At 41.9% G+C, this 25,991-nt stretch carries 23 protein-coding genes and 1 pseudogene; 15 read left to right on the top strand and 9 right to left on the bottom strand.

Annotated elements, in window-relative coordinates; all coding sequences use genetic code 11:
* Nucleotides 1–287: 287 nt before the first annotated feature.
* The 5 genes from G399_RS0113670 (at nt 288) to G399_RS0113650 (ending at nt 7,995) form a co-directional block, all read left to right on the top strand.
* Nucleotides 288–3,287, top strand: a complete 3,000-nt coding sequence (locus G399_RS0113670) for a TonB-dependent receptor domain-containing protein (RefSeq protein ID WP_006013468.1) — start codon at nt 288–290, stop codon at nt 3,285–3,287.
* Between the two features lie 87 nt (nt 3,288–3,374).
* The gene (locus tag G399_RS0113665) at nt 3,375–4,856 is read left to right on the top strand and encodes an SLC13 family permease (protein WP_006013466.1); all 1,482 of its coding nucleotides are present in this window, start codon (nt 3,375–3,377) and stop codon (nt 4,854–4,856) included.
* A 49-nt stretch (nt 4,857–4,905) separates the two neighbouring features.
* Nucleotides 4,906–5,217, top strand: a complete 312-nt coding sequence (locus G399_RS0113660; protein ID WP_193362916.1) for a hypothetical protein — start codon at nt 4,906–4,908, stop codon at nt 5,215–5,217.
* Between the two features lie 19 nt (nt 5,218–5,236).
* On the top strand, nt 5,237–6,481 hold the full coding sequence (locus G399_RS0113655; RefSeq protein WP_006013462.1) for a M14 family metallopeptidase: 1,245 nt from the start codon (nt 5,237–5,239) through the stop codon (nt 6,479–6,481).
* A gap of 20 nt (nt 6,482–6,501) precedes the next feature.
* A complete protein-coding gene (locus G399_RS0113650; RefSeq protein ID WP_006013460.1) occupies nt 6,502–7,995 on the top strand; it encodes an SLC13 family permease in 1,494 nt (497 codons plus the stop codon).
* Between the two features lie 22 nt (nt 7,996–8,017).
* Here G399_RS0113650 and G399_RS0113645 read toward each other — a convergent pair whose 3' ends face one another.
* A complete protein-coding gene (locus G399_RS0113645) occupies nt 8,018–8,311 on the bottom strand; it encodes a putative quinol monooxygenase (RefSeq protein WP_006013458.1) in 294 nt (97 codons plus the stop codon).
* Nucleotides 8,312–8,513: 202 nt separating this feature from the next.
* Nucleotides 8,514–9,230, bottom strand: a complete 717-nt coding sequence (truC, locus tag G399_RS20765) for a tRNA pseudouridine(65) synthase TruC (RefSeq protein WP_006013457.1) — start codon at nt 9,228–9,230, stop codon at nt 8,514–8,516.
* Between the two features lie 249 nt (nt 9,231–9,479).
* On the opposite strand from truC, the gene G399_RS0113635 reads away from it, so the two are divergent.
* Together G399_RS0113635 and G399_RS0113630 are read left to right on the top strand one after the other, a co-directional pair.
* Nucleotides 9,480–10,526 (top strand): DUF3549 family protein, encoded by a 1,047-nt coding sequence (locus G399_RS0113635; protein ID WP_006013455.1) that lies wholly within the window; start codon nt 9,480–9,482, stop codon nt 10,524–10,526.
* Nucleotides 10,526–10,831 carry a DUF3301 domain-containing protein gene (locus G399_RS0113630; protein ID WP_006013452.1) on the top strand — a complete coding sequence of 102 codons (306 nt, stop codon included), beginning with the start codon at nt 10,526–10,528 and terminating at the stop codon, nt 10,829–10,831. The genes G399_RS0113635 and G399_RS0113630 overlap by 1 nt, the downstream gene beginning before the upstream one ends.
* 591 nt (nt 10,832–11,422) lie before the next feature.
* On the opposite strand, the gene G399_RS0113625 is transcribed toward G399_RS0113630, so the two are convergent.
* Both G399_RS0113625 and G399_RS0113620 read right to left on the bottom strand, forming a co-directional pair.
* Complete coding sequence (locus G399_RS0113625; protein ID WP_006013450.1) at nt 11,423–12,067, bottom strand: hypothetical protein; 645 nt, start codon at nt 12,065–12,067, stop codon at nt 11,423–11,425.
* A gap of 99 nt (nt 12,068–12,166) precedes the next feature.
* Nucleotides 12,167–12,544: a DUF3192 domain-containing protein gene (locus G399_RS0113620; protein WP_006013448.1), complete on the bottom strand. Its 378-nt coding sequence runs from the start codon at nt 12,542–12,544 to the stop codon at nt 12,167–12,169.
* Between the two features lie 190 nt (nt 12,545–12,734).
* Here G399_RS0113620 and G399_RS0113615 point away from each other — a divergent pair, with 190 nt between their 5' ends.
* Nucleotides 12,735–13,046: a hypothetical protein gene (locus G399_RS0113615; RefSeq protein ID WP_006013446.1), complete on the top strand. Its 312-nt coding sequence runs from the start codon at nt 12,735–12,737 to the stop codon at nt 13,044–13,046.
* Here G399_RS0113615 and syd read toward each other — a convergent pair.
* The gene (syd, locus tag G399_RS0113610) at nt 13,006–13,587 is read right to left on the bottom strand and encodes a SecY-interacting protein (RefSeq protein WP_026843738.1); all 582 of its coding nucleotides are present in this window, start codon (nt 13,585–13,587) and stop codon (nt 13,006–13,008) included. The two genes, G399_RS0113615 and syd, sit on opposite strands and share 41 nt — an antisense overlap.
* A gap of 271 nt (nt 13,588–13,858) precedes the next feature.
* Between syd and queF the strand changes: the two genes are divergently transcribed.
* The 5 genes from queF (at nt 13,859) to G399_RS20760 (ending at nt 19,217) form a co-directional block, all read left to right on the top strand.
* A complete protein-coding gene (gene queF / locus G399_RS0113605) occupies nt 13,859–14,683 on the top strand; it encodes an NADPH-dependent 7-cyano-7-deazaguanine reductase QueF (protein ID WP_006013443.1) in 825 nt (274 codons plus the stop codon).
* A gap of 10 nt (nt 14,684–14,693) precedes the next feature.
* Nucleotides 14,694–16,211 (top strand): GGDEF domain-containing protein, encoded by a 1,518-nt coding sequence (locus G399_RS0113600; RefSeq protein WP_006013440.1) that lies wholly within the window; start codon nt 14,694–14,696, stop codon nt 16,209–16,211.
* On the top strand, nt 16,208–17,569 hold the full coding sequence (gene ppnN, locus G399_RS0113595; protein WP_006013438.1) for a nucleotide 5'-monophosphate nucleosidase PpnN: 1,362 nt from the start codon (nt 16,208–16,210) through the stop codon (nt 17,567–17,569). The genes G399_RS0113600 and ppnN overlap by 4 nt, the downstream gene beginning before the upstream one ends.
* 237 nt (nt 17,570–17,806) lie before the next feature.
* The gene (locus G399_RS0113590; protein WP_006013435.1) at nt 17,807–18,820 is read left to right on the top strand and encodes an isocitrate dehydrogenase; all 1,014 of its coding nucleotides are present in this window, start codon (nt 17,807–17,809) and stop codon (nt 18,818–18,820) included.
* A gap of 100 nt (nt 18,821–18,920) precedes the next feature.
* The gene (locus G399_RS20760) at nt 18,921–19,217 is read left to right on the top strand and encodes an RES family NAD+ phosphorylase (protein ID WP_006013431.1); all 297 of its coding nucleotides are present in this window, start codon (nt 18,921–18,923) and stop codon (nt 19,215–19,217) included.
* Between the two features lie 133 nt (nt 19,218–19,350).
* Here G399_RS20760 and G399_RS0113580 read toward each other — a convergent pair whose 3' ends face one another.
* Complete coding sequence (locus tag G399_RS0113580) at nt 19,351–21,621, bottom strand: CehA/McbA family metallohydrolase (protein WP_006013428.1); 2,271 nt, start codon at nt 21,619–21,621, stop codon at nt 19,351–19,353.
* Nucleotides 21,622–21,882: 261 nt separating this feature from the next.
* On the opposite strand from G399_RS0113580, the pseudogene G399_RS0113575 reads away from it, so the two are divergent.
* Both G399_RS0113575 and G399_RS0113570 read left to right on the top strand, forming a co-directional pair.
* A pseudogene (locus G399_RS0113575) lies at nt 21,883–22,308 on the top strand (ISAs1 family transposase); the annotation flags it as partial.
* 489 nt (nt 22,309–22,797) lie between these two features.
* Nucleotides 22,798–23,331, top strand: a complete 534-nt coding sequence (locus G399_RS0113570; RefSeq protein WP_006013424.1) for a hypothetical protein — start codon at nt 22,798–22,800, stop codon at nt 23,329–23,331.
* A gap of 166 nt (nt 23,332–23,497) precedes the next feature.
* Here G399_RS0113570 and G399_RS0113565 read toward each other — a convergent pair whose 3' ends face one another.
* The 3 genes from G399_RS0113565 to G399_RS0113555 all read right to left on the bottom strand — a co-directional run bounded on the left by G399_RS0113565 (nt 23,498) and on the right by G399_RS0113555 (nt 25,938).
* On the bottom strand, nt 23,498–24,460 hold the full coding sequence (locus tag G399_RS0113565) for a hypothetical protein (protein ID WP_006013423.1): 963 nt from the start codon (nt 24,458–24,460) through the stop codon (nt 23,498–23,500).
* Between the two features lie 527 nt (nt 24,461–24,987).
* On the bottom strand, nt 24,988–25,584 hold the full coding sequence (gene lepB, locus G399_RS0113560) for a signal peptidase I (protein WP_158409439.1): 597 nt from the start codon (nt 25,582–25,584) through the stop codon (nt 24,988–24,990).
* Between the two features lie 132 nt (nt 25,585–25,716).
* Nucleotides 25,717–25,938 (bottom strand): DUF7669 domain-containing protein, encoded by a 222-nt coding sequence (locus G399_RS0113555; RefSeq protein ID WP_006013419.1) that lies wholly within the window; start codon nt 25,936–25,938, stop codon nt 25,717–25,719.
* Nucleotides 25,939–25,991 lie beyond the last annotated feature (53 nt).

Raw genomic sequence — 25,991 nt, 5'->3', positions numbered from 1 at the left:
TCGATATGTTTTCTATTCTATAAGCTTGGATCTTATCTCCTGAGAGTCAATCCCAATCAAGACCCCGTCTCTACGTTTATTGGCTGAAAGCGAATTTTGCACAGCCACCTGCTCCCTCATATTACCCATATAGATTAATAATTACGCTTCGTTTGTGCGCTCTAATCGCACCAGATGTTCAATTAAGTTGCTCCAAATTATATTTTTTTATTTTCTTAAATAGGGGTTTTTCACGGTAAGCGCGTTAATAAAATATTAGGCACACAATAATAACAACGGGAACACCCATGAAGAATTCTGCACCACACAACAAACTAGTCACTTTTGCACCCAAATTGCTGTCGTTAACAATTGCGTCAGTGTTGTCGATTTCTGCTTTTGCACAACAAGCCGAAATCAAAAGTGATGATAAAGAGATAGAAAAAATACAAGTTATTGGTTCAAACATACGCGGTGGACAGGTAGCTGAAGCCTTAGCCGTTTCCGTCATTGACTCGGAAATGATTGGCGAATTAGGCATCGATTCACTGGATGATTTACTACAACTCATCCCTGAGAATGGACAAAACTTCTTTAATGAAGCTGAAAATATTGGCGGCGGTGTGAATTCTGCTCGCGGTGATATTGGTACCTATAACCTCAGAAATTTAGGCACCGGTAACACATTAGTGTTACTGAATGGTCGCAGGATGGTTAATTCAGCATCCTATCAAACTGAAGAAGTTGGTGGTAGTTTTGTACCCGTCAACTCGGTTAATGTTAACACCATTCCTATCGCAGGTTTGAGTCGCGTAGAAGTACTTCGAGACGGCGCTTCTGCTATTTACGGTGCCGACGCGGTAGCGGGCGTGGTAAACCACGTTGTAAAATCAAACTTTGTTGGACTGACCGTATCTGGTCGCTGGTCAGAATACGACGAAATACCCCGTGATACACAAACGCTAACGGTTGAATGGGGTAAAGACTTCAATAATGGCCGCACCAACGTCAGTACATTTTTTAACTATTTCTCGCGCGACAGAGTCAATTCACAAGACGATCCAAGGTGGTCTAATTCAGACTTTAGGGATCGCGTGCCTGAAGACTCACCTTGGTTTGGTGACTTCGCATTTAGAAACAATTCAGCAAATTCACTATTCGGACAATTTGATTTAGTCAGCAGCGCCTCTGGTGCTGGCGTCAGAGATATATTTACCGATAGCTCAGGTGAGTTTGAAACCTTCCCTATTGGTGACGCACGTTGCCAATACGCGCTAAATGCGACAACCTGTGGTGGTATTGATGGTCAAGGCACCAATAGACTGAACTTAAACGCGGATCGTGATTTAAGTTCAGAGCTACAGCGCGCGAGTATGTTTTTGTTTGTGAATCATGAATTTGAAAATGGCATGGAAAGCTTTACAGAAGTGTCCTTTTACCAGTCTAAAACAAATTTACGCCGTCATGCAACAGCCTCGTTCAGTACCTCAAAACTGCGCGTTGGTGCTGAAAACTATTACAATCCTTTCGGTCCTTGTGGCTCACCGAACAGACTAGATAACGCATTGATCCCAGACGTACCTTGCAGTGGTTTAGAACTGACTATTGATAATTATCGTTTTGCTGAGTTGCCACGGATCGTTAATAATGACGGCGATACCTATCGTTTCCTACAAGGACTAAGAGGCTCATTTGGTGAGTGGGATTGGGAAGCCGCATTTTTGCATTCAAAAGCCACCAAAGAAGATATTACCAAAAATCGGGTATCGAATATTTTAATGTCTGAGGCTTTATTTGACCCCACGCCTGCCGCGTACAATCCGTTTAGTGGCGGTTTAGATTCAAATATTGAGCGCGCGTTGATTGATGTTGTGCGCAAGAATGAAACTGAACTGACGATGCTTGATGCAAAGTTCGCAAACGCTGACCTTTATGAACTGCCCGCTGGTCCTCTCAGCTTTGTGATTGGTTTCGAATATCGTGAAGAGTCTTTCATTGATGATCGAGACGACAGACTGGATGGAACTATCGTATTTACCGACTACGAAGGTGATACCTACCCCTTTGTTTCTGACGTTGTTAACTCAAGCCCTACGCCAGATAATAGCGGCGAAAGAGATGTAGTATCGGTGTTTGCTGAATTACAAATTCCACTGTTTGAAAATTTTGATATGCAGGCAGCAATACGCTACGAAGACTTTTCTGATGTTGGTAGCACAACCGTTGGCAAACTCGCCTTTGGCTATCGCCCTATCGAGTCGTTGCTGTTGCGAGGTTCATGGTCTGAAGCCTTCAGAGCACCTAACTTAGTCACCATTAACGAAAGTATTGTGGCTCGAAACAACACGCGCACCGATTATGCGTGCTTATACGCCGCAGAAAATGGTGGCGACATTGAGCAAGATACGCTGGATTGTCGAAATTCAATACAACGTATTGCGCAAGGTAGCGATGCTCTTGAACCTGAGGAGTCGATTAACACGTCTTTAGGCTTTGTTTTTACACCAAACCAAGACTTCACCTTAACCTTTGACTATTGGTCAATAGAAAAAGAAAATACCATTGGATTATTTGGTGAAGAAAACCACACACTATTAGATCTATTCCTTAGACTTGAAAATGGCAATAGTAATTGCGACTCAAACCAATTTAACTCGGCAGTGACACGCACCGACGCAAGTAGTGATGAAGCAGCAATATATACAGCATCAGGAATATGCCCTGCCGGTGACATTCGCTTTATTGACGATCAATATGCGAACCTAGATAACCGTAACCTAGCGGGCTACGATATTGGTGTTTATTATGATATCGACACTACCGTGGGTAAATTCAAGCTCAGCTATAACGGCTCTTTCATTGAAGAGTTTGAACAGGAGGCTGGCGGTAATGCTGCCATTCTAGTGCAAGCGCAAGAGAGTGGTTTAATACCGGCTAGCTATCCTGTTTCTGGTTTTGCTGACTTGATTGGCCAAGATGGCAATCAGGAACAACGTCATTCTGCTAGAGTTTCATGGAGAAAAGATTCGTTTGGCGCTTCACTGAGTGGCAATAGAATTGGGAGTTTTTATCAGAGTTCATTGACACTTGAAGATGGTACTCGATATATCATACCCTCCATGACAACCTATAATGCGACGCTTGATTATCGCTTTGATGTTAACGATGTGGACACCAGAGTTCGCTTTGGTATTCGAAATTTAAGCAACGAACGAGCACCATTAGCTGACCGCTACTTTGGTTTCTTTTCTGATGCACATCGTGATTTCGGTCGCAGCTATTACCTAGATGTCAGAGCTAAGTTCTAGCACTACTGTCTGCTGGCAGGCGCTCTTTATATAGACGCCTGCTCTCTTCTTTAGTATTTTTCCATTCGACTCAAAAAAGGTGAAGGAATGAGCACAAGCTTGCCTGAAACTACTGATTTACATCGCGCGCGGTATCAAGACATTGGTCTATTATTGGGCCCCCTAATTTTTGTCATCATGATGTTGTTTGACAACTCACAAACCACTATGGAGCCTGCTGCTTGGCGTGTCGCCGCTGTTGGTATGTGGATGGCAATATGGTGGGCAACAGAAGCCGTGCCAGTACCTGTAACCGCATTTTTACCCATTGTCACTTTTCCTTTTTTAGGAATTAGCAGCTTAGCAGAAGCAACCTCTGCCTATGCAAACCCAATTATCTATCTATTTTTAGGCGCCTTTATATTAGCCCTAGCGGTGGAAAGGTGGGATTTGCACAAAAGGATTGCACTGGCTATTCTCAGTTATACCGGCACTGATGGACGTCGTTTGATTGGCGGTTTTATGGTTGTGGCCGCGCTACTGTCGATGTGGATGACAAACACCTCCACCACCATGATGCTGATGCCAATAGCACTATCAGTTGCCAAAGTGATTGCCGATAACAACACACATCTAGACCCGAAAAAAACCAAATCTTTTCAAGCAGCTATGCTATTAGGACTTGCTTATGCAGCAACAATAGGCGGCCTTGCCACACTTGTTGGTACGCCACCAAATGCCCTTTTAGCGGCTTTTCTAAATGACAACTATGATATTAAAATTACCTTTGCCAGTTGGATGCTAGTCGGTGTTCCGGTCACGTTGTGCATGCTTCCCCTCGCCTGGTATTCACTTACTCGCTGGAGTTTCAACATTGATATTCCGGCAAACCCAGCAGTTAATCAACATCTCACCAAGTTACGCAATGAATTAGGTGCCATGAGTCATGCAGAAAAGCGCGTTGCGGTGGTATTCTCACTTGTGGTGCTATTTTGGATTGCCCGTCGTCCTATTTCTGCCCTGTTAGGCATCGATTTCCTAACCGACACAGGGATTGTTATGACAGCAGCCATGCTGCTGTTCTTGCTTCCAAGTGGCGATAGAGCACAACCTCAAATTATGATTTGGCACGATGTTAATCGCTTGCCTTGGGGCGTCCTCATCTTATTTGGTGGCGGTTTAAGTTTAGCCGCAGCAGTATCATCAACTGGCCTTGCGACCTGGCTTGGCAGTAATCTGACCTACCTTGACACATTTGGCATTTTCGCCTTAGTTATTGCCGCATCTGGTTTGGTGATATTTTTAACCGAACTGACTAGTAACGTAGCCACAGCCGCTACATTTTTGCCGGTTGTTGCTGCGGTAGCGCTAGAGCTGGGCGTGTCACCGCTGCTATTATGCGTCCCCATCACCTTAGCCGCCAGTTGCGCATTTATGCTGCCGGTGGCAACGCCGCCTAATGCCATTGTATTTGCCTCAGGTGTGCTTAACATTCCGCAAATGATAAGAGCAGGCTTAATTTTAAATATTATTGGTATGATTATACTCAGCATAGTAGCGGTTTGGTTAGCGCCCTGGGTGTTCTCATGAGTGCTCGCTTAGCTGCGTCACACTTCACGTTGTGTCTTTGTATCATCCTATGAAGGATGTATTGGTCGTTCCAGTAGGTGTCGCTTTTTGGTTTGCTGAACAACAGCTTCCCCAAATTGATCTATTTGTGCCCGATGTATTGGGGCTGAAAAATGAAACAAGCGATAAGCCTAAACTCACCTATCGAAAAGATCTAAAACATCTAAGTAACGCAGGTACGTATTTAATGGCTTGTGTTCTATACTCTGTCTTGTGTCAACAAACTCCAGAAGGGAATATTTTCAGCGCTGGCCTCGAACCAGCTATTGCCTTAAAATTGCAAAAATTGAGCTGGTTGGTGACAACCGGTTTTTATAAATAGAATAAGGAATAGGGTAACAATGTTAATTTTATCTTCATCAGCAACGTTTATTCATTTTGTTAGAATATACCGAGCGCCAAAATCAGTGGTTGCGGCAATTGCGCTAGCTGTGCTTTCACTGTGTTTTAGTACCTCAACACACGCTTGCGAATTCAAAAATGTGCACTTTAAAACCAATTTTGAAGCGGGCAAAATAGACCAATGTAAACAACTATCTGAAAACCAATTTGAGTTGCTAAGCAAACCAGAAAATCGCCCTATTAACCCAAGCCCGTGGTATGCATTTAAAGTGGTCAACAAGAGCACTGAAAATCAGCAAATTAGTATTATAATTAAAGGTGAAAAAGCAAAACCGCGATATCTACCTAAAATGAGCATTGACGGTAAGCAATGGCAGGCGCTTCCATTTGATATAATAGACAACGCAATTCATATAAATGTACAACTGCAACAACAAGACTTTTATATTGCAGGCCAAGAAGTCATTGATAATGCATTTTATGCACAGTGGAGCCAAACGCTGGCGAAAGAATCTGGTTTTAAGCTGCAAGCGCTGGGTATGTCGACCGAAGGCCGAGGTATTGATGCACTTGTTCATTCTACACCTGAAAACAAAGAATGGCTTTTGATCGTTGGCCGCCAGCACCCACCCGAAATTACAGGTGCCTTAGCACTGATTTCTTTTGTACAAGAACTGGCGACTCAACAGCAGCTTAATACTGACTTTTTAAGCCGTTTTAATGTCATGATTATTCCTAATCTTAACCCTGATGGTGTGGCTAACGGAAACTGGCGTCACAACACCAAAGGCGCCGACCTAAATAGAGATTGGGGAAAGTTTACCCAAGTTGAAACTCAACAGGTACAAGCTTGGTTAAATAAAACACTGGTTGAACAACAACGGCTTGTGTTCGCATTAGATTTTCATTCAACCCAACAAGATATCTTTTACACCATGCCAAGTGACTATGCCGTTGCAGCCCCCACTTTTTCCGAGGACTGGTTGAAGCAACTAAAAGAGGCAACGGTGTCTTCATTTACCGTTCGCCCTTCACCCGGTACTAGCCCCGGCAGAGGCGTATTTAAACAATTCCTTGCAGATGAGTACAACATACATTCAATTACGTATGAAATGGGCGACAATACAAACCGCGAACTGATTACGCATGTTGCTCAAACAGCAGCGCAAACCTTAATGAGAAAAATGCTATCTGTCGAGCCTGAGCAATTTATTTACAAGCCATCTCCTAGTGATCTTGATTAAAAAAAGGTAGAGCTTGCACAATGGATAGCCAAAATCTGAAGTCGAATAATCCTGATGCAGGGCCGCAACAAGCACGATATCAAGTTGTTGGCTTACTTGTTGGCCCAGCTATATTTGCACTCATGCTGATATTGGGTGCAAATCAAACCAGCATGTCGCCGCAAGCATGGAATGTCGCGGCGGTTGCTTTGTGGATGGCGATTTGGTGGGCAACTGAAGCAATACCCGTTCCCGTAACCGCATTTATACCTATCATCGCCTTTCCTTTTTTAAGCGTTTCTAGTATTACCGAAACCACAGCAGCTTATGCTAACCCCATTATTTATCTGTTTTTAGGCGCATTCATTTTAGCGTTGGCGGTAGAGCGCTGGAACTTACACAAACGAATCGCCTTTGTAATATTAAACTACGCAGGCACAGATGGAAAACGCCTGATAGCCGGCTTTATGTTGGTTGCCGCCCTATTGTCCATGTGGATGACTAATACCTCGACCACCATGATGCTAATGCCAATCGCATTGTCGGTTGCAAAAGTGATTGCCGAAAACAACCAACATTTAAGCTCTCAGCAAACCCAGTCGTTTCAAACTGCTATGCTATTAGGCTTGGCGTATGCTGCAACGATTGGTGGTATGGCGACGCTGGTAGGAACACCGCCAAATGCCTTGCTTGCTGCATTTTTGAATGAACAATACGACATCAAAATCACCTTCGCTAGTTGGATGTTAGTCGGCGTGCCCCTAATGTTGTGCATGCTACCTTTAGCCTGGTATTCGCTTACACATTGGAGCTTTAAAGTAGATATTCCAGCGAACACATCGGTAGATGAACACTTATCTGATCTGCAAAAAGAATTGGGCGTGATGAGCACCGCAGAAAAACGGGTTGCCATCGTTTTTTCACTTGTGGTTTTGTGCTGGATAGCCAGAAGACCGATTTCTGTTTTATTTGATATTAATTTTTTAAGCGACACCGGTATTGTGATGACGGCAGCATTGCTTTTATTCATTTTGCCCAGCGGCAATGAAAAACAAAAAAAGGTCATGATTTGGGACGATGTTAGTCGCTTACCGTGGGGCGTTCTGATCCTTTTTGGTGGCGGTTTAAGTTTAGCGGCGGCGGTCTCATCAAGTGGTCTCGCAAGTTGGTTGGGTGGGCATTTATCCTACTTAGATGCGTTTGGTATTTTCGCCCTAGTTATTGCCGCTACGGCACTTGTTATCTTCTTGACTGAACTTACCAGCAACCTGGCGACAACGGCCACATTTTTACCTGTCGTGGCGGCTGTCGCACTTGAGTTAGGTGTTTCCCCATTACTACTTTGTATACCCATTACCTTAGCCGCAAGCTGCGCATTCATGTTGCCTGTTGCCACCGCGCCAAACGCGATTGTTTTCGCCTCGGGTTTAATAAAAATGCCGCAAATGGTTAAAGCTGGGGTGTTACTAAATATATGCGGCTTAATTATCCTAAGCATAATATCAGTTTGGCTAGCGCCTTTCGTTTTCAATTAAAAATGCAGTAGCAACCAAAATATCAGATATCTTGGTTGTCAAAATAACGAACAGATGGTGATGCCGATAGCATTTTACCTAGCGCGTCTAACCCACCTGTTTCGGCTCTCCAAGCGAAGTACTTTTCATAATGCGCACGAGATCCCCACGTTTCATTTAGAATTAAGTTTAAAGGATCGTCTTGATTTATAACAACCTGAACACTAATACAGCCGTCGTAACCGCGTGTGTCGGGCAAGATAGCTTTTAAAGTTTGCTTTAGCTCATCAATAGATTCTGGCTTAGATAATACTTCTAATAATACAGTTACACTCATTGTCTTTCCTTTTTTATTTGTGGAACGTGTCGAGGATCTAATTTCCATCGCTTATGCATAAATATACTAAGGATGAAGGATAAAATACGAACTTAGCATAACTTTTCAGGTTTCGCTAATGTAACCAACACCAATAACTTGGGCCAGTTCTAAAGTGCTCATGCACCTTTAATAAGGTTGATAATCGCCCGCTTTATGTGCATTAAGACAGCGGATCAAACAGATCCACCAGGGCTTGAAAATCATCTTCTAACGTCGTTTCACAAATCATTGGTTGCTGTGTTGAGGGGTGTGTAAAGCTCAATTTGGTGGCACACAAAGCCAACTTACTGAAATTTAAATGATCACGCGCAAACTGATTTTGTTTACCATCACCGTGGTTCGTATCGCCAATTATGGGATGGCTAATGTGCCCCATATGCCGACGTAATTGATGTTTACGGCCTGTTTTTGGGAATAAGGTCACTAATGAAAAACGTGCCCCAGGATATCGTCCAACCGCAATAGGCAGCGACAATTCAGCTAATTTAAGCATATCGGTTTGTGCTTCTTGAGGTGCTTTATCCTGCTTCGCTTTTTTGTCAGCAATCGGATCTAATTGTTCTTTGAGCGCATAATCAATTGATATTTTATCAGGCGCAAAGCCACGTAATACCGCAATATATTCCTTTTGAATAGTATGCAACTCAAATTGTTGAGCAAGCAGGCGGGCAACATCGGGTGACAATGCAAATAATATAACCCCAGACGTTGGCTTGTCTAAGCGATGCACCGGATAAACATATTGACCGATTTGATCTCGCAATATTTTCATCAGAAATTCAGTTTCGTGCCTATCAATCATGCTTTTATGAACCAACATATTGGCCGGCTTGTGCACAACAACTAAATATTCGTCTATATGTAAAATGCTTAACACGTTTTTTATTCCGCTCTTATTCTGCTATTTATTCCGCTATTTATTCCGCTATTTATTCCGCTATGTTTTGCACTCATTAGCGCGGCCGCAGTTTAACTAAGAGTGGGCGTTAATAGAAGCAAACAATGAGGAGATAAATGCAAATGCGCCCTCAATAATAATTTTTTATTTGTCATACGTTGGTACATTTTATCTATCTTGGTACACTACGCGGCAAATCACGCCGCAAATCGATAACCTATGGCGCATATGAACGCTCAAACAATTGATACCATCAGTGAATTTATGCTACACGCTGGCACCGACTATCGTATTTACGATATGGGCCGGGGCATAGAGTCTATGGACTCACAAACATTCATTTCCTTAGAGAACAATCAACTTCCCGCTCCTTGCCCTCGTGCAGGGCATGCTTGGTTTGGGATCGTTTTTTGGAATAAGAAAGTAAGCCATGAGCAATACATTTGGTTTGTTAAGTTACCGATTGATGAACGTTCATTGATTATTCAAGCCGCACGCAACCAATTTCTTGAAGCCGTGGTCACCGCATTGGGCAGTGAATTGGAAAAAAATGCAGAGAAAGGCGGACAACTTCCGGATAACCCATTTGTGTTCACGCCATCGCAACAGCAGTTAGCTGATATTAATGCGATTATTCGTCGTGATTTACGCTTGTCGACTCGAGAAGGCTTAGACAAAGCCATTGCCTATATAAAAAATCCAGCGATAGACACTTGGCAAGACTTAGCGCTACAGGATATAGCTGATTTAGCAGCGCATATCGATCAGCAAGATATTGCCCAAGCAGTCAATCAAAATTTGGCCGTATTGCCAGTGCAAGTACTCACGGCTTTTTGCAGCAGTTTAGAAAACACGCGCTTTGATGATGCCCTTACTGACCAGTTAATCGAGTTATTTGCAACGGTTGATTACGCCGAAACACAGCATATGATCCTGCGAGGACTAAAAGGAAGTCAATGCACCGACAAAGTCTCCCTTTTTATTACAGCGCTGCTGACTGAAGGTCAACCCGACACAGAATGTTTGGTGATTATTGCAGGTAGACACTTTCAATTATTAAATGATGAAGCTCTATTAATTACATTTTGTTCAAAACTGATAGCACACGACCCCAGCTTTCAGCTTTTCAGAGGTGTTTATGCAGACCTAGTGCAAGTGCCAACGAGCAGGATGGGATTACTGAAACTAATGCGTAAACCTGATCTACCCGCTCCCATCGCTAACGCAATAGCCAGCTTATATCAGCAAGTCTCAAAACGTAAGAGTACTCATTAATGACATTAGGTTCCTTAGTTATACTGCTTAGCATTGCGTTGTTTGCCTTTCAATTTTGGCGATTACGCGGCATAGGAGAATTCAGTATTCAATACGCCAATCAATATTGTGAAAAACAAGATCTTCAGTTTTTATCATTGGCTCGGCGTTCTACTCGAATTTCTGCGCACAGAGGAAAGCTGGATTGGAAAATCATATATCAATTGGAATTCAGCAGCAGCGGTTCTGACGCCTACATTGGCACCATGACTTGTTTTGGTAGTTCAGTTATTGAGATGAACCTACCTGCTTATAAAATCAGTTAGGTGAAGTTGCGAATTTATAATGCGGGCTTTCTTTGAGGTTCAAGTACGTGGTGGCTTTGCACTGGCGCACTAATTAGCGTCTAGAATGAAAAAGCAGAAACATCCGGTTTCTGCTTTTTGTCTAAATTTCGAGCGTCCTTCTCAGCGTTCCGTTGCTAAAGTATTATCTCGATAAAATCCTTTACATCCCTTTCCTTTTTACCCCGCTATTCCTAAGTAGGCAACACTCCATGTGCAGGTCCCTTTTCCTTGACTCCGTTGTTGATGCAAATCCTTCCTGCAAAAAATCTTCGTCCTGAAGTTGTCCATTATCTTCCCTATCCTGTTAGCCTCATCCTGAAACCTTCCATTACCATTAACACTTTCTTCCTGAAGGCGTTTCCTTGCGGTAGAAAGATAATACCAAAGTCTAATTTTTTTATTATATATGAAATTTTTTTAATTATTTATCGTTCGCTTATTTTTCACACAGGTATATTTTCTTGACGCTGTTTTTATTCGGATTTTTTAAATAGAGGAGTAAAAATTATGTAAACAAAACTACTTTTGCTCACACGTTTGTACGATATCTCTTACAAAAATAATACGACTTTAGCCGTTAATTTTTTTTCTAAACATTACTTTGCCCGTAATTTGGCCCACTTCTAACTCTTTTACGAGTTCAAAATTTGCGTCAACAAAGAATGATAAACACTTTGGCAAGGTGACAAAAACGCCAACACCTTCGGTTTTATTATCTTCTTGCAATAAGCCAATAATACCGCGCATCAGTATGTGGCCTAAGCCTATATCTTGATGATCGGGGTGTACGGCAATGAATGACAACATGTGGTAGTCTTTTGCAGATATGCTTTCGCGTACTTTTTCTTCTTTGTAGATCATTTGTTTGGTGCCAAGAAAGCCAGTAGTGAGCAACATTTTTAAGCGCCAATGCCAATATCTTCCGGCCCCAAAAGCGGCATCAGGACTAATTAAACAGGCCACGGCCAATAAGCGTCCTTGCTCAAACAATCCGATCATTGGCTGTTTTGCATCCCAAAAAGCATTCAGCTCTTCTCTGATCGCTGAACGCAGTCGACTTTCGTAGCCCTCACGATCAATTTCAAAAATATCATTAAAAAGAGGGTCGTCAAAATAAGCATTATACAAAATTGACGCCGCAACTTTTAAATCATCAGCGCCTAAATAAACGGCTCGAATATCATTAATATCAGGTTGATATGTCGCTTTACTCATAAGTGGTTCCTTGTTGCTATGCCTACACAATAAAACATTCTCACGAATACGCTAACATTTTTTTAACAACAACGGTTGATCTAGGGCAAAGTTACCTCACTAAAGGTATTTTGATAGGGATAATTCACCCCAACCAACCAATTCGTTATTGATAAACACCAATGGCGTGCATTCGTTTTTAGTCGTAACGCCGTCATCATCAATTCGCTGCGTTCTGTAATACAACACTTGCACTGCATCACCGTCGCTGCTGACCATTTCATTAAAATCGGCAGGACCGAGTGTATCGACAACTGACATTTTTGATACGCCAGGGCTAACATCCGAAATAAATTGTCGATTTTTCGCTTCATGTTTTTTCCAATTAACGCCGCTCGATAAGTGATATCCATCTTCATCGCTTTTATCAACTGAAATAACGCAGCCACTGAGTAACATTGTGCCAGCGAAAAGAGAGGTAAGAAGTAGTGCTTTCATTTATATTCCTTTTTATTAATTAATTGATTTGACGAATGTGTTAAACAAATTTCAAGCCAATAGTGAAATAGTCAACATTATCAATATGTTAAACGAAAAAACCTGAACTCAGCCTGAATAAGCACTTTTAATTTCCCCAAAACGTGGTCAGAATGACTAATAAGCGAGTTGATTATTTAAATGAGATTGCATGAATAACGAATTACAACAAGTTGTGAATACTTGCATAGCGTTGAGCGAGGCAGGCAAAAAGCCCAGTGTCGGTATGTTACGAGCTAAATTATTATCGCCATTACCTATACCCGCGATTATTAAAGGCTTGAGTTATTGGAAAGAAAATAAAGCGACGTTAAAAATACAAACAGTCGCTGAACCTGCAATACCGCCTAATAATGTAAGTGACCCCTTGGTTGCACGCGTCACTCAATTAGAAAATGAAGTCGTCGCACTGCGCACTCAGCTTAAAACGTTACAACAACGTTTCGAGGGCGAAGGCTCTTAATAAATGTGTCAAGGTCGCTAGCCAGCACTTCTTCGGGTACCTTACCGACTTGCTCTAACATGACATTCCCGCTTGCAACATCAAGGCTAATAATAAAGTCATCTTGGTCGGTAGTTGCAAAAAATAAGGTTTCAGGTTGCTTTAAACGGCGCTTCATCAATACATGTGAAATGAGGTTTTTTTGCAGCCTCTCAAAATCGTCTTGATTCCAAGCTTGCAAAATATCAAGATCACCACGCTCGGTTGTCGCCGGTAAGTCATGGCTGTAATAGCGGCAAAATAAGGTCTCTAACTGCGGATGAATGTCAATTTCTAAGGCCTTAGCCAAATCACCCAAATGCGAACTAACCGGCTGTAACTGCGGTCGCCAAGCCATTTTTTCACCCGTTGTCACATCAGTCAATTGGATCTCACTAAATAACAAACAAGGTGAAAGCCAGTCGGCATCAAACTCAGTTAATAATTGTCTTTTGTCATCTCCCGCAAGGTCGATATAAGCGTTGATGAACGAATCTAGATTTTCAACAAGTGGGTTTAACATGAAATTGTGCGCCTTTAGAGATAAATTACAGTAACAATTGAGTGCACAATTGAGGTGTTGATTGAGTTAAACTTTAGGCATCAACATTAAATTTCACACTTTTGAATGACTTGATGTGCCGACCTGAGGCTAAACATGATAAATTAGCCGCTGAGTGATGTATAGCTTTGATGAAAAAAGTTCGTGCTTTTTACTTTTCAGTGGCCTCCCGCGGGGTTTAATTTACGCATTACAGACAGCAATTAATTTTAGGTGCCCAAAGGAGACATCATTGGATCATTTATCGCTTGGCAAAAAAGTTGAATACGCCAAAGAGTACGACAACAGTTTATTACAACGTGTACCGCGTTCATTAAGTCGTGACAGCATCAAACTACCAACACAACTTCCTTTTCATGGCACTGACATTTGGAATGGCTATGAATTGTCATGGCTAAATGCCAAAGGCAAACCGCAAGTGGCTATTTTGCGTTGTGAAGTGCCTATTACCTCACCTAACTTGATTGAATCAAAGTCATTTAAGCTGTACTTAAATAGTTTAAATCAGAGTCAATTTGCGCATATAGATGACGTTACTCAGATTTTACACAAAGACCTGAGCGAATGTGCAGGTGCTAATGTAAGCGTACAAGTGATCCCCTCGGCCCAGTTTGAGGGGGTTACTTTCGGGCGTTTGCCCGGCGTGTGTATTGACGATTTGGACATAGAAATTACTGACTTTGATATTACACCCAGACTGCTTGCCCTAAAAACAAACACTCAAACCGAGGGCACTTGCTCTGAAACCTTAGTGAGCCATTTATTAAAATCAAATTGTTTGATTACTAATCAACCCGATTGGGGTAGTATTTTAATAAAGTATACTGGTTGTCAGATATCGCATGAAGGCTTACTTCGTTATTTAATTTCATTTAGGCAACATAACGAGTTTCATGAACAATGTGTAGAACGTATTTTTTACGATATTTTACAGCAGTGCAAGCCACAAGAACTGACCGTTTATGCCAGATATACTCGCCGAGGTGGATTGGACATCAACCCATTTCGTTCAAACTTCGAAGCGCCTTATCAGGACGCACGATTAGCACGACAGTAAGGTAATTAACATGACCGAAGTTTCGACTAAACGACAATTGATGATTGCGCGTCACTACCTAGACAAATTATCTATATTTATTGTTAATATGGCAAGCTTCTATCAAGGTGCAAATCCGACCTTTGACCAAGAACTTGTGATGCTTAAAAAGCAGTTATCTGGCAAGCCTGACTATGATGCTGCCACCGAAATTATTGGCAAACTGAATTCTGACCTAGGTAAAGACACAAAGCTTTTTAAACGACGTAATCTTGATTCTGTCTCGCACTTGCAAAAGGCATTAAAAAAGCTGATAAAGACTAAGCGCCTGCCTGACGACATTAAAGGTGACGCCAACGAATTCTTAATATCATTGTCACTCAATAACGACGCCGTTATTGCCCCACTTACCCAATTCGAAAAAGCACTGGATCTTTACCACAAGGCTCTGCAGCAAATTATTGAAGCTGATGATAGTGATTCCCAAACCCCCGAACAAGTCATACTGCACAATACGATCACGCTAGAATTAAGAGAGTTAATTGCGCCTTTTTATGTGGGTAATAAAAGCGATAAAAACTTACAAGAAATTTATCAAAAACTCACTATCGGGCTCAATCACAAAGAGTTACTCGACTGCTGCTTAGTCCTGATCCGTTTTGTGATCCGAGATGTGATTAAAGAAGCCAATGCCACCAGTCGCCTGATCAATAATTTGCATAAATCACTGATCCAAATTAACGATAATATAGAGACAACCATTGCCGATTCTGAAAAACGTTTTGAAGCGCGTGACTATTATAATACCGAGATAAAGCAACAAATGACGGTGATGGAGTCAGTCGTTTCAGGCAGCCAGCAGTTGACCGAACTGAAAGAGCAAGCGAAACAACATCTGGATAAGATGCAAGCGTCTCTGGACGCATCTGCCGAAGCGGATAAAAGGGAGCAAACAGCGACCATCGAGCTCATGAAGAAAATGCAAGAACGGTCTGTTGCGCTTGAATCTGAGGCCGTTTCTTATAAACAAATGTTATTTACTCAACGCGCAGCAACCTTATCTGACCAACTCACCAAATTACCGAATAGAATGGCGTATGAGGAAAAAGCGCAATTTGAAGTTGAACAAGCTAAAAGAACCGGTACACCATTATGTATTGGGATAGTGGACATTGACCATTTTAAGAAAGTCAATGATGCCTATGGCCATTCTGTCGGCGACAAAACGCTTCAGGTTATCGCAAAACATATTAGGCAATACTTGCCTAAAGAGGACTTTGTAGCGCGCTGGGGCGGCGAGGAATTTATTGTCTTGCTGCCCAATACCAGCTTAGAAGACGCATTTACAAAAGTAGAAGTGATGCGCACAAAAATATCGGCATTACCGTTTAAATTTAAAGGCGAGAGAGTTAACGTGACCTTATCTTGCGGTTTAAGCCAAATCACACAAGAGATTACGCTCGAAGAAGCCTTCGAAAAAGCAGATTCGTTCCTTTTCAAAGCAAAAGACGCAGGACGGAATCAAACCATATTTAAGGATATTGAATGACCACAGTGCAACTCGACCCGGTCGGTTGGATGAGCCAATTATCACAGCTAGAAGTTAGCCTTTTACAACAATCAACAAAAAGCGATTTATACGGAACATTTAGAAACTGCTGCTTAGCCGTTCTCAATAGTGGGGTTGAAGAAGACAACTATCACAAATTATTTGGCCCTTATGGCGACTTTGACGTGCATTTGTTGCGCCGTGAGCGTGGCGTTAAAATTGAATTAATTAACCCTCCTGAAGTGGCTTTTGTCGATGGTGTATTAATTAAAGGCGTGCATGAACATTTATTCGCTGTGCTTCGCGACATGCTCTATATGGGCACTAAAGACGGTAACAATGTTGAAGGTTTAATAGACGCACCAAGTGCCTTAACCACACATATTGTTTTCGATATGCTTCGTCATGCCGATGCGATATCACAAGACAACGACGTTAATATGATTGTTTGCTGGGGTGGCCATTCGATCCGTGAAGAAGAATACAAATACACCAAATCCGTGGGCTATCAATTAGGTTTACGTGGTTTTAATATATGCACAGGCTGCGGGCCCGGCGCAATGAAAGGCCCAATGAAAGGGGCCACCATAGGCCATGCCAAACAGCGCAATAAAAATGGTCGCTATTTAGGCATTTCAGAACCCAGCATTATCGCAGCAGAACCCCCCAATGCCATTGTGAATGAACTCATTATCATGCCCGACATTGAAAAACGCTTAGAGGCATTTGTGCGTATTTCACATGGTATTGTGATTTTCCCCGGCGGCGCAGGTACAGCTGAAGAGTTACTTTACCTGCTGGGTTTGTTAATGGACGAGGAAAACAAAGACCAAAAAATTCCATTGATATTAACCGGCCCCGCAAACAGCAAAGGTTATTTTGAAGCCATTGATCAGTTTATTGGCGACACGCTAGGCGCCGAAGCTCAGGCAAAATACACCATTGTGGTGGGTGACGATGCCAAAGTGGGCTCGTTAATGGCGCAACAAAAAGCCGTAGTAGAGGATCATCGACGTGACACTGGAAACTCACTGAATTTCAATTGGACGCTGAAAATATCAGAAGACTTTCAAACCCCATTTGTGCCTAACCATAAAAACATGAGCTCACTGAATTTGAAGTTAGACCAGCCTAAAGCGTCTCTAGCGGCCACGTTGCGTAAGTGCTTTTCAGGTATTGTTGCGGGCAACGTGAAAGTTGAAGGTATCAAAGAAATTAAGCAACATGGTGCGTTTGAACTTACCGGTGATGTTGAGTTGATGCAAAAAATGGATGTGTTACTTAAGTCATTTGTTGATCAAGGCAGAATGAAACTGCCGGGTAGTCATTACGAGCCCTGTTATAAGATTAAGCTATAGCATCAAACTCTAAGACCAAAGTGTAGGAACAGGCTGTCACATTTAAATGGCGTGCGTATAAGCATAAAAAAGCGATATACACGCCATGAATGTTGACGATAGAGGCTGTACCTAGCGTGGCCATTCAGGTAACATGCGCGCGACTTAAATTATTGAGCTGTAGTAACGATTTCTTCTCAACAGTTTGCTTAAATCAGCTTACATAAACGCTAACGACACACTACTGGAGTGCACAGTATGAACCCAACACAACAAAACATTACCGTAATACGCGGCGATGGGATCGGCCCTGACATCATTGATGCCGCCACTAAAATTCTCGATAAAGTAGGTTGTAACTTCAACTACGAATACGCAGACGCCGGCTTAATGGCATTGGAAAATCACGGTGAACTTTTACCGCAAGAAACCTTAGACCTGATAGCAAAGAACAAAGTCGCATTAAAAGGCCCATTAACCACGCCTGTAGGTGAAGGTTTTACGTCAATTAATGTCAGCTTACGCAAGCAATTCAAACTATATGCTAACTTGCGCCCGGTATTGTCTTTCAAAGGCACTAAAGCGCGCTATGAAGACATCGACATCATTACCGTGCGTGAAAATACACAAGGCATGTACTCAGGCTTAGGACAGGTTGTATCTGCCGATGGCAATGAAGCTGAAGCGGTCAGTATAATCACGCGTGAAGGCGCCGAGAAAATTGTTGTTTTTGCATACGAGCTCGCACGCAGAGAAGGCCGTAAAAAGGTCACGGCAGTGCATAAAGCAAATATCTTGAAGTCGACATCAGGTTTATTCCTAAAAGTGGCCAGAGAAGTTGCGGCGCGTTATCCTGACATTCAGTCAGATGAGATGATTGTGGATAACTGCTGTATGCAATTAGTCATGAACCCACATCAGTTCGACATCATCGTGACCACCAACTTGTTCGGCGATATTTTATCCGACCTGTGTGCTGGTTTGGTTGGCGGTTTAGGTATGGCACCAGGCGCGAATATTGGCGAAGACTGCGCCATTTTTGAAGCGGTACACGGTTCAGCACCTGACATTGCGGGTATGAACTTAGCAAACCCAACCTCGGTTATATTAGCCTCAATTCAAATGCTAGAGTATTTGAACATGGCCGATAAAGCAGACCGCATTCGCGCCGCGCTTAAAGACGTGATCGAGTCGGGTGACCGTACTACGCGCGACCTTGGTGGCGAGCACGGTACGCTTGAGTTTACTGATGCGGTTTTAGAGCGTTTATAATACAGCTGACTGGTTAGCTCAGTTAATTAGTGGCTATAGACTTACATGCTCTTTTCCGTTTTGTTCACGCTGCTGATTGAACCACACGGCGAAATATTCCATGTTTACCTCAGGAAAGTCCTATGGCGTATATTATGCTGCCAAAGACATAAAAACGGCGCTTAAAGAGACGATTTACCATCGAGAAATATTATTACGCACAACGGATGAACCGGACATTGACTTGACCATGCGATGCTACGTTAACCAAGTGTCATCCAGATTACATGATATTCGTGGTAAAGAGTTTGCCCAGTACCATCAAGAAGATTATCAAGCGCCACAAGCTTTCGCCACTGCCATGAGAAGAAAAGGCAGTGACGGACTTATCTACAATAGCGTTCGTGACGATGGGTAATGCATAGCGTTAATTTGTCCTGTACTCAAGATCGGGACGATGCTCATATATCGTCTCCGCTTAGTAGTGCTCATCAGTGCGCTTCATCATGCTCATCGCGCTTTATAAAATCATCCTGGAGTGCAGCAGAACCTCAAAATTGTTTTTCATTGACCATTTTCAGCCATATTGGGTTTGAAAAAGCTTTGTGTCCCTTTTTATCTTCTACGACTAAACTCACCCATCCCGACAATTGCGGCAGATCAAATACGACTGATGCATTCTCACCCGTTAACGTTTGTTCACTTATGACCCCGTCATTGCCGATCAACTGTACCGATTTAAGGCCGCTGACCGATAACAAGTCAAAACTAACGGATTGCGGCTGATTTTTAGCGAGCATTACTGTATCGCCAAACATTACGTTTTGTGGATATATTACCGGCCCAAACGATGCATAAGAGCGGCCATTTTTCATTGCCTGAGCAAACGCGTTAGCGTCTGGTTTACTCCCTGTATATACAAACATGCGGTTGCGACCGCTGGTTTCGTTCCACACATCGTGCGTATCAGAACCTGCCGTATAGTAATAGGGCAAACCTTCAGACCATAGCTGACGCGCCTTCTCAATTGCCTTGTTATAGTCCACCACGGCATTTATCTCGATAAGATCAATGGTTGGATTAAAGCCACCGGGGGCGGTGTTTTTGCTCAGGCTACTCAGGTAACCGTAAGGAATATACGGATGGTTAGACGCGACCACCGTTGCGCCCATGTGCCGGGCATCTTTAATGATGTTATGGATATCGTCCACGCCTGGATCTACCGATAGCTGGGCGCCAATCTCAACGGGGAACACATTAAAATGCCCCCACGAGGGCGAGATTTCTATGGATGGAATAAATGGCACGCCACGCTTATCAGAAAGCGCTTGAATATCCGCATTATTTTTTGTTGAATCATGGTCACTCACAAACGTAACATTAAGACCCGCTGCCAGTTGTGAGCGCACCAGATACTCCGCTGGTGTCGAGCCCTCCAACACATCTGAATGATGATGTAGATCACCTGCATACCAGCCATGTTGAGGTGGATAAGTACTGACCGGGATTGCGACGACTAAATCGATGGTTTTATTGGGAACAATACTGGTATCAATTAATACGGGTTTAGCTACAAAGTCACCGCCGGACGAAACTTTCAGCTGGTAATCGCCAGGGGCTAATGTAAATTGGGCATGACCAACGTTGTCTAATTCTGTGAAGAATGTTTTAGCACCGAAAAATTCAATCAGGGGTTTATTACCCTTTTCGATCTGTACTTTTGCGTCTAACGCAGTCGTTGTTTGTGCGTCGGTAACGTGAATGTTGACTTGACCTGGAGCCAGAAGATCATCGAACGAAAGTGTTTTTGACTCATTGTTTTTGATACTGACATCATGCTTTTTACTATCGGAATAACCCTTACCTGTCGCATAAACTTGATACTCTCCCACCGGCAAGTCAATACTGTACTGGCCACTTTCACCCATTACCCAAATGTACGGTACGTCACTTTTAAGCACCACAACCGCGGGTTCGCTAACCACCTTATTCCCCTGAGTTTTCACGCTTCCGGTCAACGTTCCAGCCTGTAGATTTTTACGCTCAATTTCGGCACTGACCACCGGGGCGAGGTCGCCACTGGCCAGCACCTGATAGTCGCCTTCAAATGATATTGATTCTGATTTTTTTAGACTATGTTTGGTATATAAATCCCGTGATTGGTATCTCACCTGTGTCATATACGGTGCATGAAGTGCGATAGCCCAATTTGCGTCATAGCCAATAAAGCGATCTGATAGGGTGTTATTTACAACCTTCTCGTCTTGGCTTGCATACCCGGGTACAGCAAATTTATGACCACCATCTGGCCACAACGCATAACCGGATAACATATCAGCCAATGGTTCACCTTCGTTGGTCATGGTGGTTTTAACATGAATAAGATCAGAATCCGCTGCCAGGCTATAAACCGTATTAATAATCACCTCACCAAAATCGCGAGTTATCTCAACTATCGCCTCGTCTTTAGTGTCTTTAACGATATCAACGGTTTGATAAGTGTTCGGCCAGCTTGACCAGTTATTCGGGATAAAATCAGCAAAGGCGACACGATCATCACTTAAAGTTCCATCCTTTTTGACATTGGCAATATCCACAATACAACCTCGGGCTACCCCCCATGGAGGCGTGGAGCCTACAGCTAATGAAAAGGCCAATTTGCTATTCCTAACGGTTAAGTCGTTATCAGCAGTGGCGTTACCAGCGGGGATAATAGTCTTGCCTTGAATAATACTGACGGCTGCATGGCTTTGCGCCGTAAAAGCCAAACCAGCAGCAAATATAACTGCATTAACCAGGCGGGTTTTACAAAACGTTCTCATCATGACTTTTTACCTTATGCAAGCGATGTAGCCCGATTTCCAATTAAATGAGCAGTTTATGAGTAGGATAAACGACATACCTGATCTGTTCAACAGGCACTGATTTTGCTAGTAGGGCAATCGCATTAAAAAAATTTGACACAGATCTCCTAATTTGATCTATTACTTCGCTTCAAGCAACGTAAAATGACCAAACACAAGCCTACACTTATCGAACATTTCAAAGATATAGAAGATCCCCGCCTTTAAAGAAAACAATTACATAAATTAGATGACATCTTTTTTATTACCCTATGTGCCGTTATTTGCGGTTGTGATGGTTGGGTGGCCATTGAAAAATTTCCCAATATTAAACGCACTTGGTTTGAACAATATTTATCCCTAGAAAATGGTATTCCGTCTCATGATACATTTGGACGCATTTTTTCCTTAATCGGTCCTGAACAATTTCAAACCTGTTTTTTTAGCTGGATCAAAGAGATAGTTAAGAACGTTACAGGGGATGTGATCGCTATTGACGGTAAATGTGTTCGCCGCTCTCATGATAACCAATTGACACTTGGGCAAGTCAAAGTAGATGGAAAATCTAATGAGATAACGGCCTTACCTGCATTGCTCAAAAACTTAGATGTCACTGGATGTATCATTACAACGGATGCATTAAATACACAAAATATTTCTGTTTAAAGTCTAATCTAACTCTAATGCCATAGATTTGTTGTATCGTTAACGTCAATTTTTGACCGACTAGTTTATCTTTATTCCAGACAGGTCTTGTTGGTATCACTGCTAATATGGGATCTCATAGACTTTGCAAAAAGATCTCATGTTGCTGCCAAATAATCTCACGATTTTTGCTGGCGCGGGCTTATTATGGACATTTTCTATAAACCCATAATAATTTAGTAAACCGGTGACACTTGTCGTACAGTGATAAAAAAGTGCAATACGCCCGTTGTGCTTAAGTTTCTAGAAATGGTAGTTAGTTCTGTGCTAGTGGCATAACGGCTTTCGGCAAGTTTCGACCTAAAACGGTCATTAGAGAGTTCAATTATTTGGTCGTAATCAGCGAGGGGGAGCAATCATCGATATTTATTTGGGTTGCTTAATTTAGCAAATAAAGTAAAAATCCAATTGGGTAATGGTGACAACAAACAAAAAGGGAGTTTGCATTAAATGCGAAGAAAATACTGGCTGTTTTTCTTGATTGTTATCCCAGTAATTGCCATGTCTGCTATTGTTTTTATTAAACCCTCTGGCATCTATTCGTACTCATCAGGTACTCATCACGAGTTTAAAATAGGTTCTACTAAGGATCTTTCATTTGAAGCAGTTGTATCGAAAAAAGCTGAAATAGTTCAAATTCGAACCAGAGAACCATTCCATATGCAGCATCCAGGGTACAATGTGGCTAAATATGAATTCACAGAAGAATTAAATACTTCTGATTATTGGGTTCTATTTGCGTCAAGCTCCAAAAGTTACGTGTTGATATTCGATAACGGTGCATTAAAAAGAGTCCTCTACCATTATAGAAAGTTTGGTGAACTAGAAACTGGTTCTTCACTTTTTATGGCGAAATATCCATCCGTAATAGGAAGTTCTGTATTTGAAGATAAAAATATTTTTGCAGATCTGCCAGATAAGGCAATTGATTCGATATTACTTCAACAGCAAGAATGGCATAAAGTATTCTTTGTAGGTGAGTAACCGTATACGTCCGTTTAACCGGATTTCTTCACTGTACAAAAGTGGTAATCGACCTATTGCAGTCATGATAGATTTCGAATTTCTAGGCTATATTGGGTGAAACCCCAATGCTTAATCTTGTACTGATACCTTACTTCATATTGTTAGATATTCGGTTGCTACACGTTTAAAAGACGCTTGATAGCCAGTGCATAACATTAAGTAAAAACTGCTCGTTTTGTTCTGCGCCAACAGACCTTAAGCCATGCTTCTCTCCTGTCTTTACGTCCACTTGTGAAGAAAACATCATTCCCTCAGAAAAAACAGCAACACGGCCTTTTCCGACTTTCAAAACTGCTCCTTGGCTCCATCCTTCAATTGGTATTCTTGTGGTAGATGAATTAACTTGAAATGGAATTGCTGGTTCCGTAGAAAAAATCCCTTGTCTAATTGTTAGCAAAGACTCTGCTTCATCTGGAGCCTTGAATGCTGAACCACCAAACGTTTTGACTTGAGTTATTCGGCTAAACAATAAAGCATTCTTCTGAATGTTTGGAATAGACAAAGCGACAGGCAATTCATTAGACGAATTGTTGCCACTATTAGTAATAGGATGCTCAGCAGAAAGAGTGGCATCTGCAATGCGAAACGTATAGCGACCGACGTGCCCATTACTAAATTCGAAACCAAAAGCGAATGCCAGATTTTCAACAACTTTCGGAAAGGGCGTGTGGTCGGCGATTAACAAAAGCGAACCTCCATCAGTAACCCACTGTTTTACGCTTGCAACTTCATCATCATTCAGTGCGCTCCCAAAGGGTGGTTGCCAATCTCTTCTACTGTGATCGAGAGCATTGGCAATAACTAAAATATCTATATTTTTCAGTATGTCTAACGTGAAACCTCTTGTATTCGACTTTACCGTAAAACCATTACTCGAAAGAACTTGTTCAAATGGCTTATATCGACCACTGATAGTTAAGAAATTATTATGCGCTTCATCAACCAAGACTACTGGGCTGTTATCTGAGGAGAAACTTTTAACGGTATTCTGAGGCTTAAAATCTGGATCGGCTTGTTGAGAACTATCAGTACATGAAACAATTATTAGACTGATAAATACCAAGATAAGTTTAGGTAGTAGTTTCATCTACAAATCCTTTTATGTAAACGAGGCAATCCAACGTTGCCAGCGGTAATGATGCCATTTAAGATTTATAGTTTATCATGAAAAGAATTTCAAATATCTGAAACTAGCACAAGCAATTTTACAAGAGAATGGATCTAAATATGGCGTTCAGTTCAGTCACAAAATATAACAACCAAACTTTTGCTAATGTCAGCAATGTCGGATCACCTGCCATTAGGATACCAACCGAGAACATCAAAAAATCTAACCATTTACAGATTACTTGAACGGTCGGTTATCGCTCATTGCCGTCAGTCAAGTTTGATAGGTCGGATGATAATTTTTCGCTTAATATAGCTATAACAGCGGGTAGTGAATAGTGTTAATTTGTCTTATACTCAAAGTAGATTAATGTCGGTTCCAGTGGCCGTGGCAATGAGTGAGGCAATAGCGCTACAGGCAGAGATTATACAAGGAAGATTATGAGCAAAGAATTAGAAGATCTTATAGATAGAAATAATAAAGAGGAAAATTTCTATACACGAAATTTATTTTAAGCGTATTACCGAGCTATCATCCACGACTTTATATAGACTTTCAGCAAATATATCATCTCGTAAAATCACGCCAAAAGTCCGAGAATCTAAACTATTATTCAAGTTTTCTCCTAGCACAAAGAATTCATTTGGTTTTAAGGTGCGGACATCAAAATTTTTACAATCAAGCATATCTTTCCGGCCGTAGTAAACCTTTTCATTTACTGTCAACATATCATCGCATGTCTTTACTAAATCGCCCTGTACAGCTACTATCTTTTTTCTCAATGGATTACCAGAAGGATCGATAAAGCCGACAAAACTTCCTACTTCGACTGAATAATTGAAATGTTTAGAAATAACCATGTCACCATCTTTTAGGGTTGGATAATTTGACCCCGAATCAACAATGTCATAAGAATAACCCGTCATCATTGGCATGTTATATAGTGTTAGCCCCCAAAATATAACAACGACAACAATTCCAGACCCTACACCTTTCCAATAATGAGAGTTTTTAGTCATCCACGGCAATACCAACATGATAAAAACAGAACTAATAATGAGTAATCCAAAGCCTAATCCGAATCCCTCAGCGCTATCACCCATTTCTAAAGCTCTAAATAGAAAAAAACTGAGACACAAAATCAGAAATTGCTTAACGAACAATAACATAATTAAACTTTATCCAATGAAGATTCCTGAAATTTTAACGAACGTTTGATATGACTGTTTAGCAAGCTAAACAGTCTTTAAAAACATAGCCCCGTGATTTGCGCGAGATGCAACATTTGTGGACATTCTTCTAAGGTGGGCTCTAATCGTGTTTGGCTTGATTAGTGGGTAATTCGTGTCAAACCATTGAATAATGTTTTGACGGGCAACGATTTCGCCTTGCTGAATCAATAAGTCACCAACCATTCGTTTCATCAACATCCAAGTGGGCTCATCATAAATAGGCATTGTTATTTCCTTCTAACACCAAAAAATCGCTATTCTGATAAATAATATATTCT

Source organism: Brumicola pallidula DSM 14239 = ACAM 615 (genome assembly GCF_000428905.1).
Lineage (GTDB): Bacteria > Pseudomonadota > Gammaproteobacteria > Enterobacterales > Alteromonadaceae > Glaciecola > Glaciecola pallidula.
The sequence above is the reverse complement of the archived record's forward strand: the minus strand, read 5'-3'. Positions and strand labels throughout refer to the sequence as shown.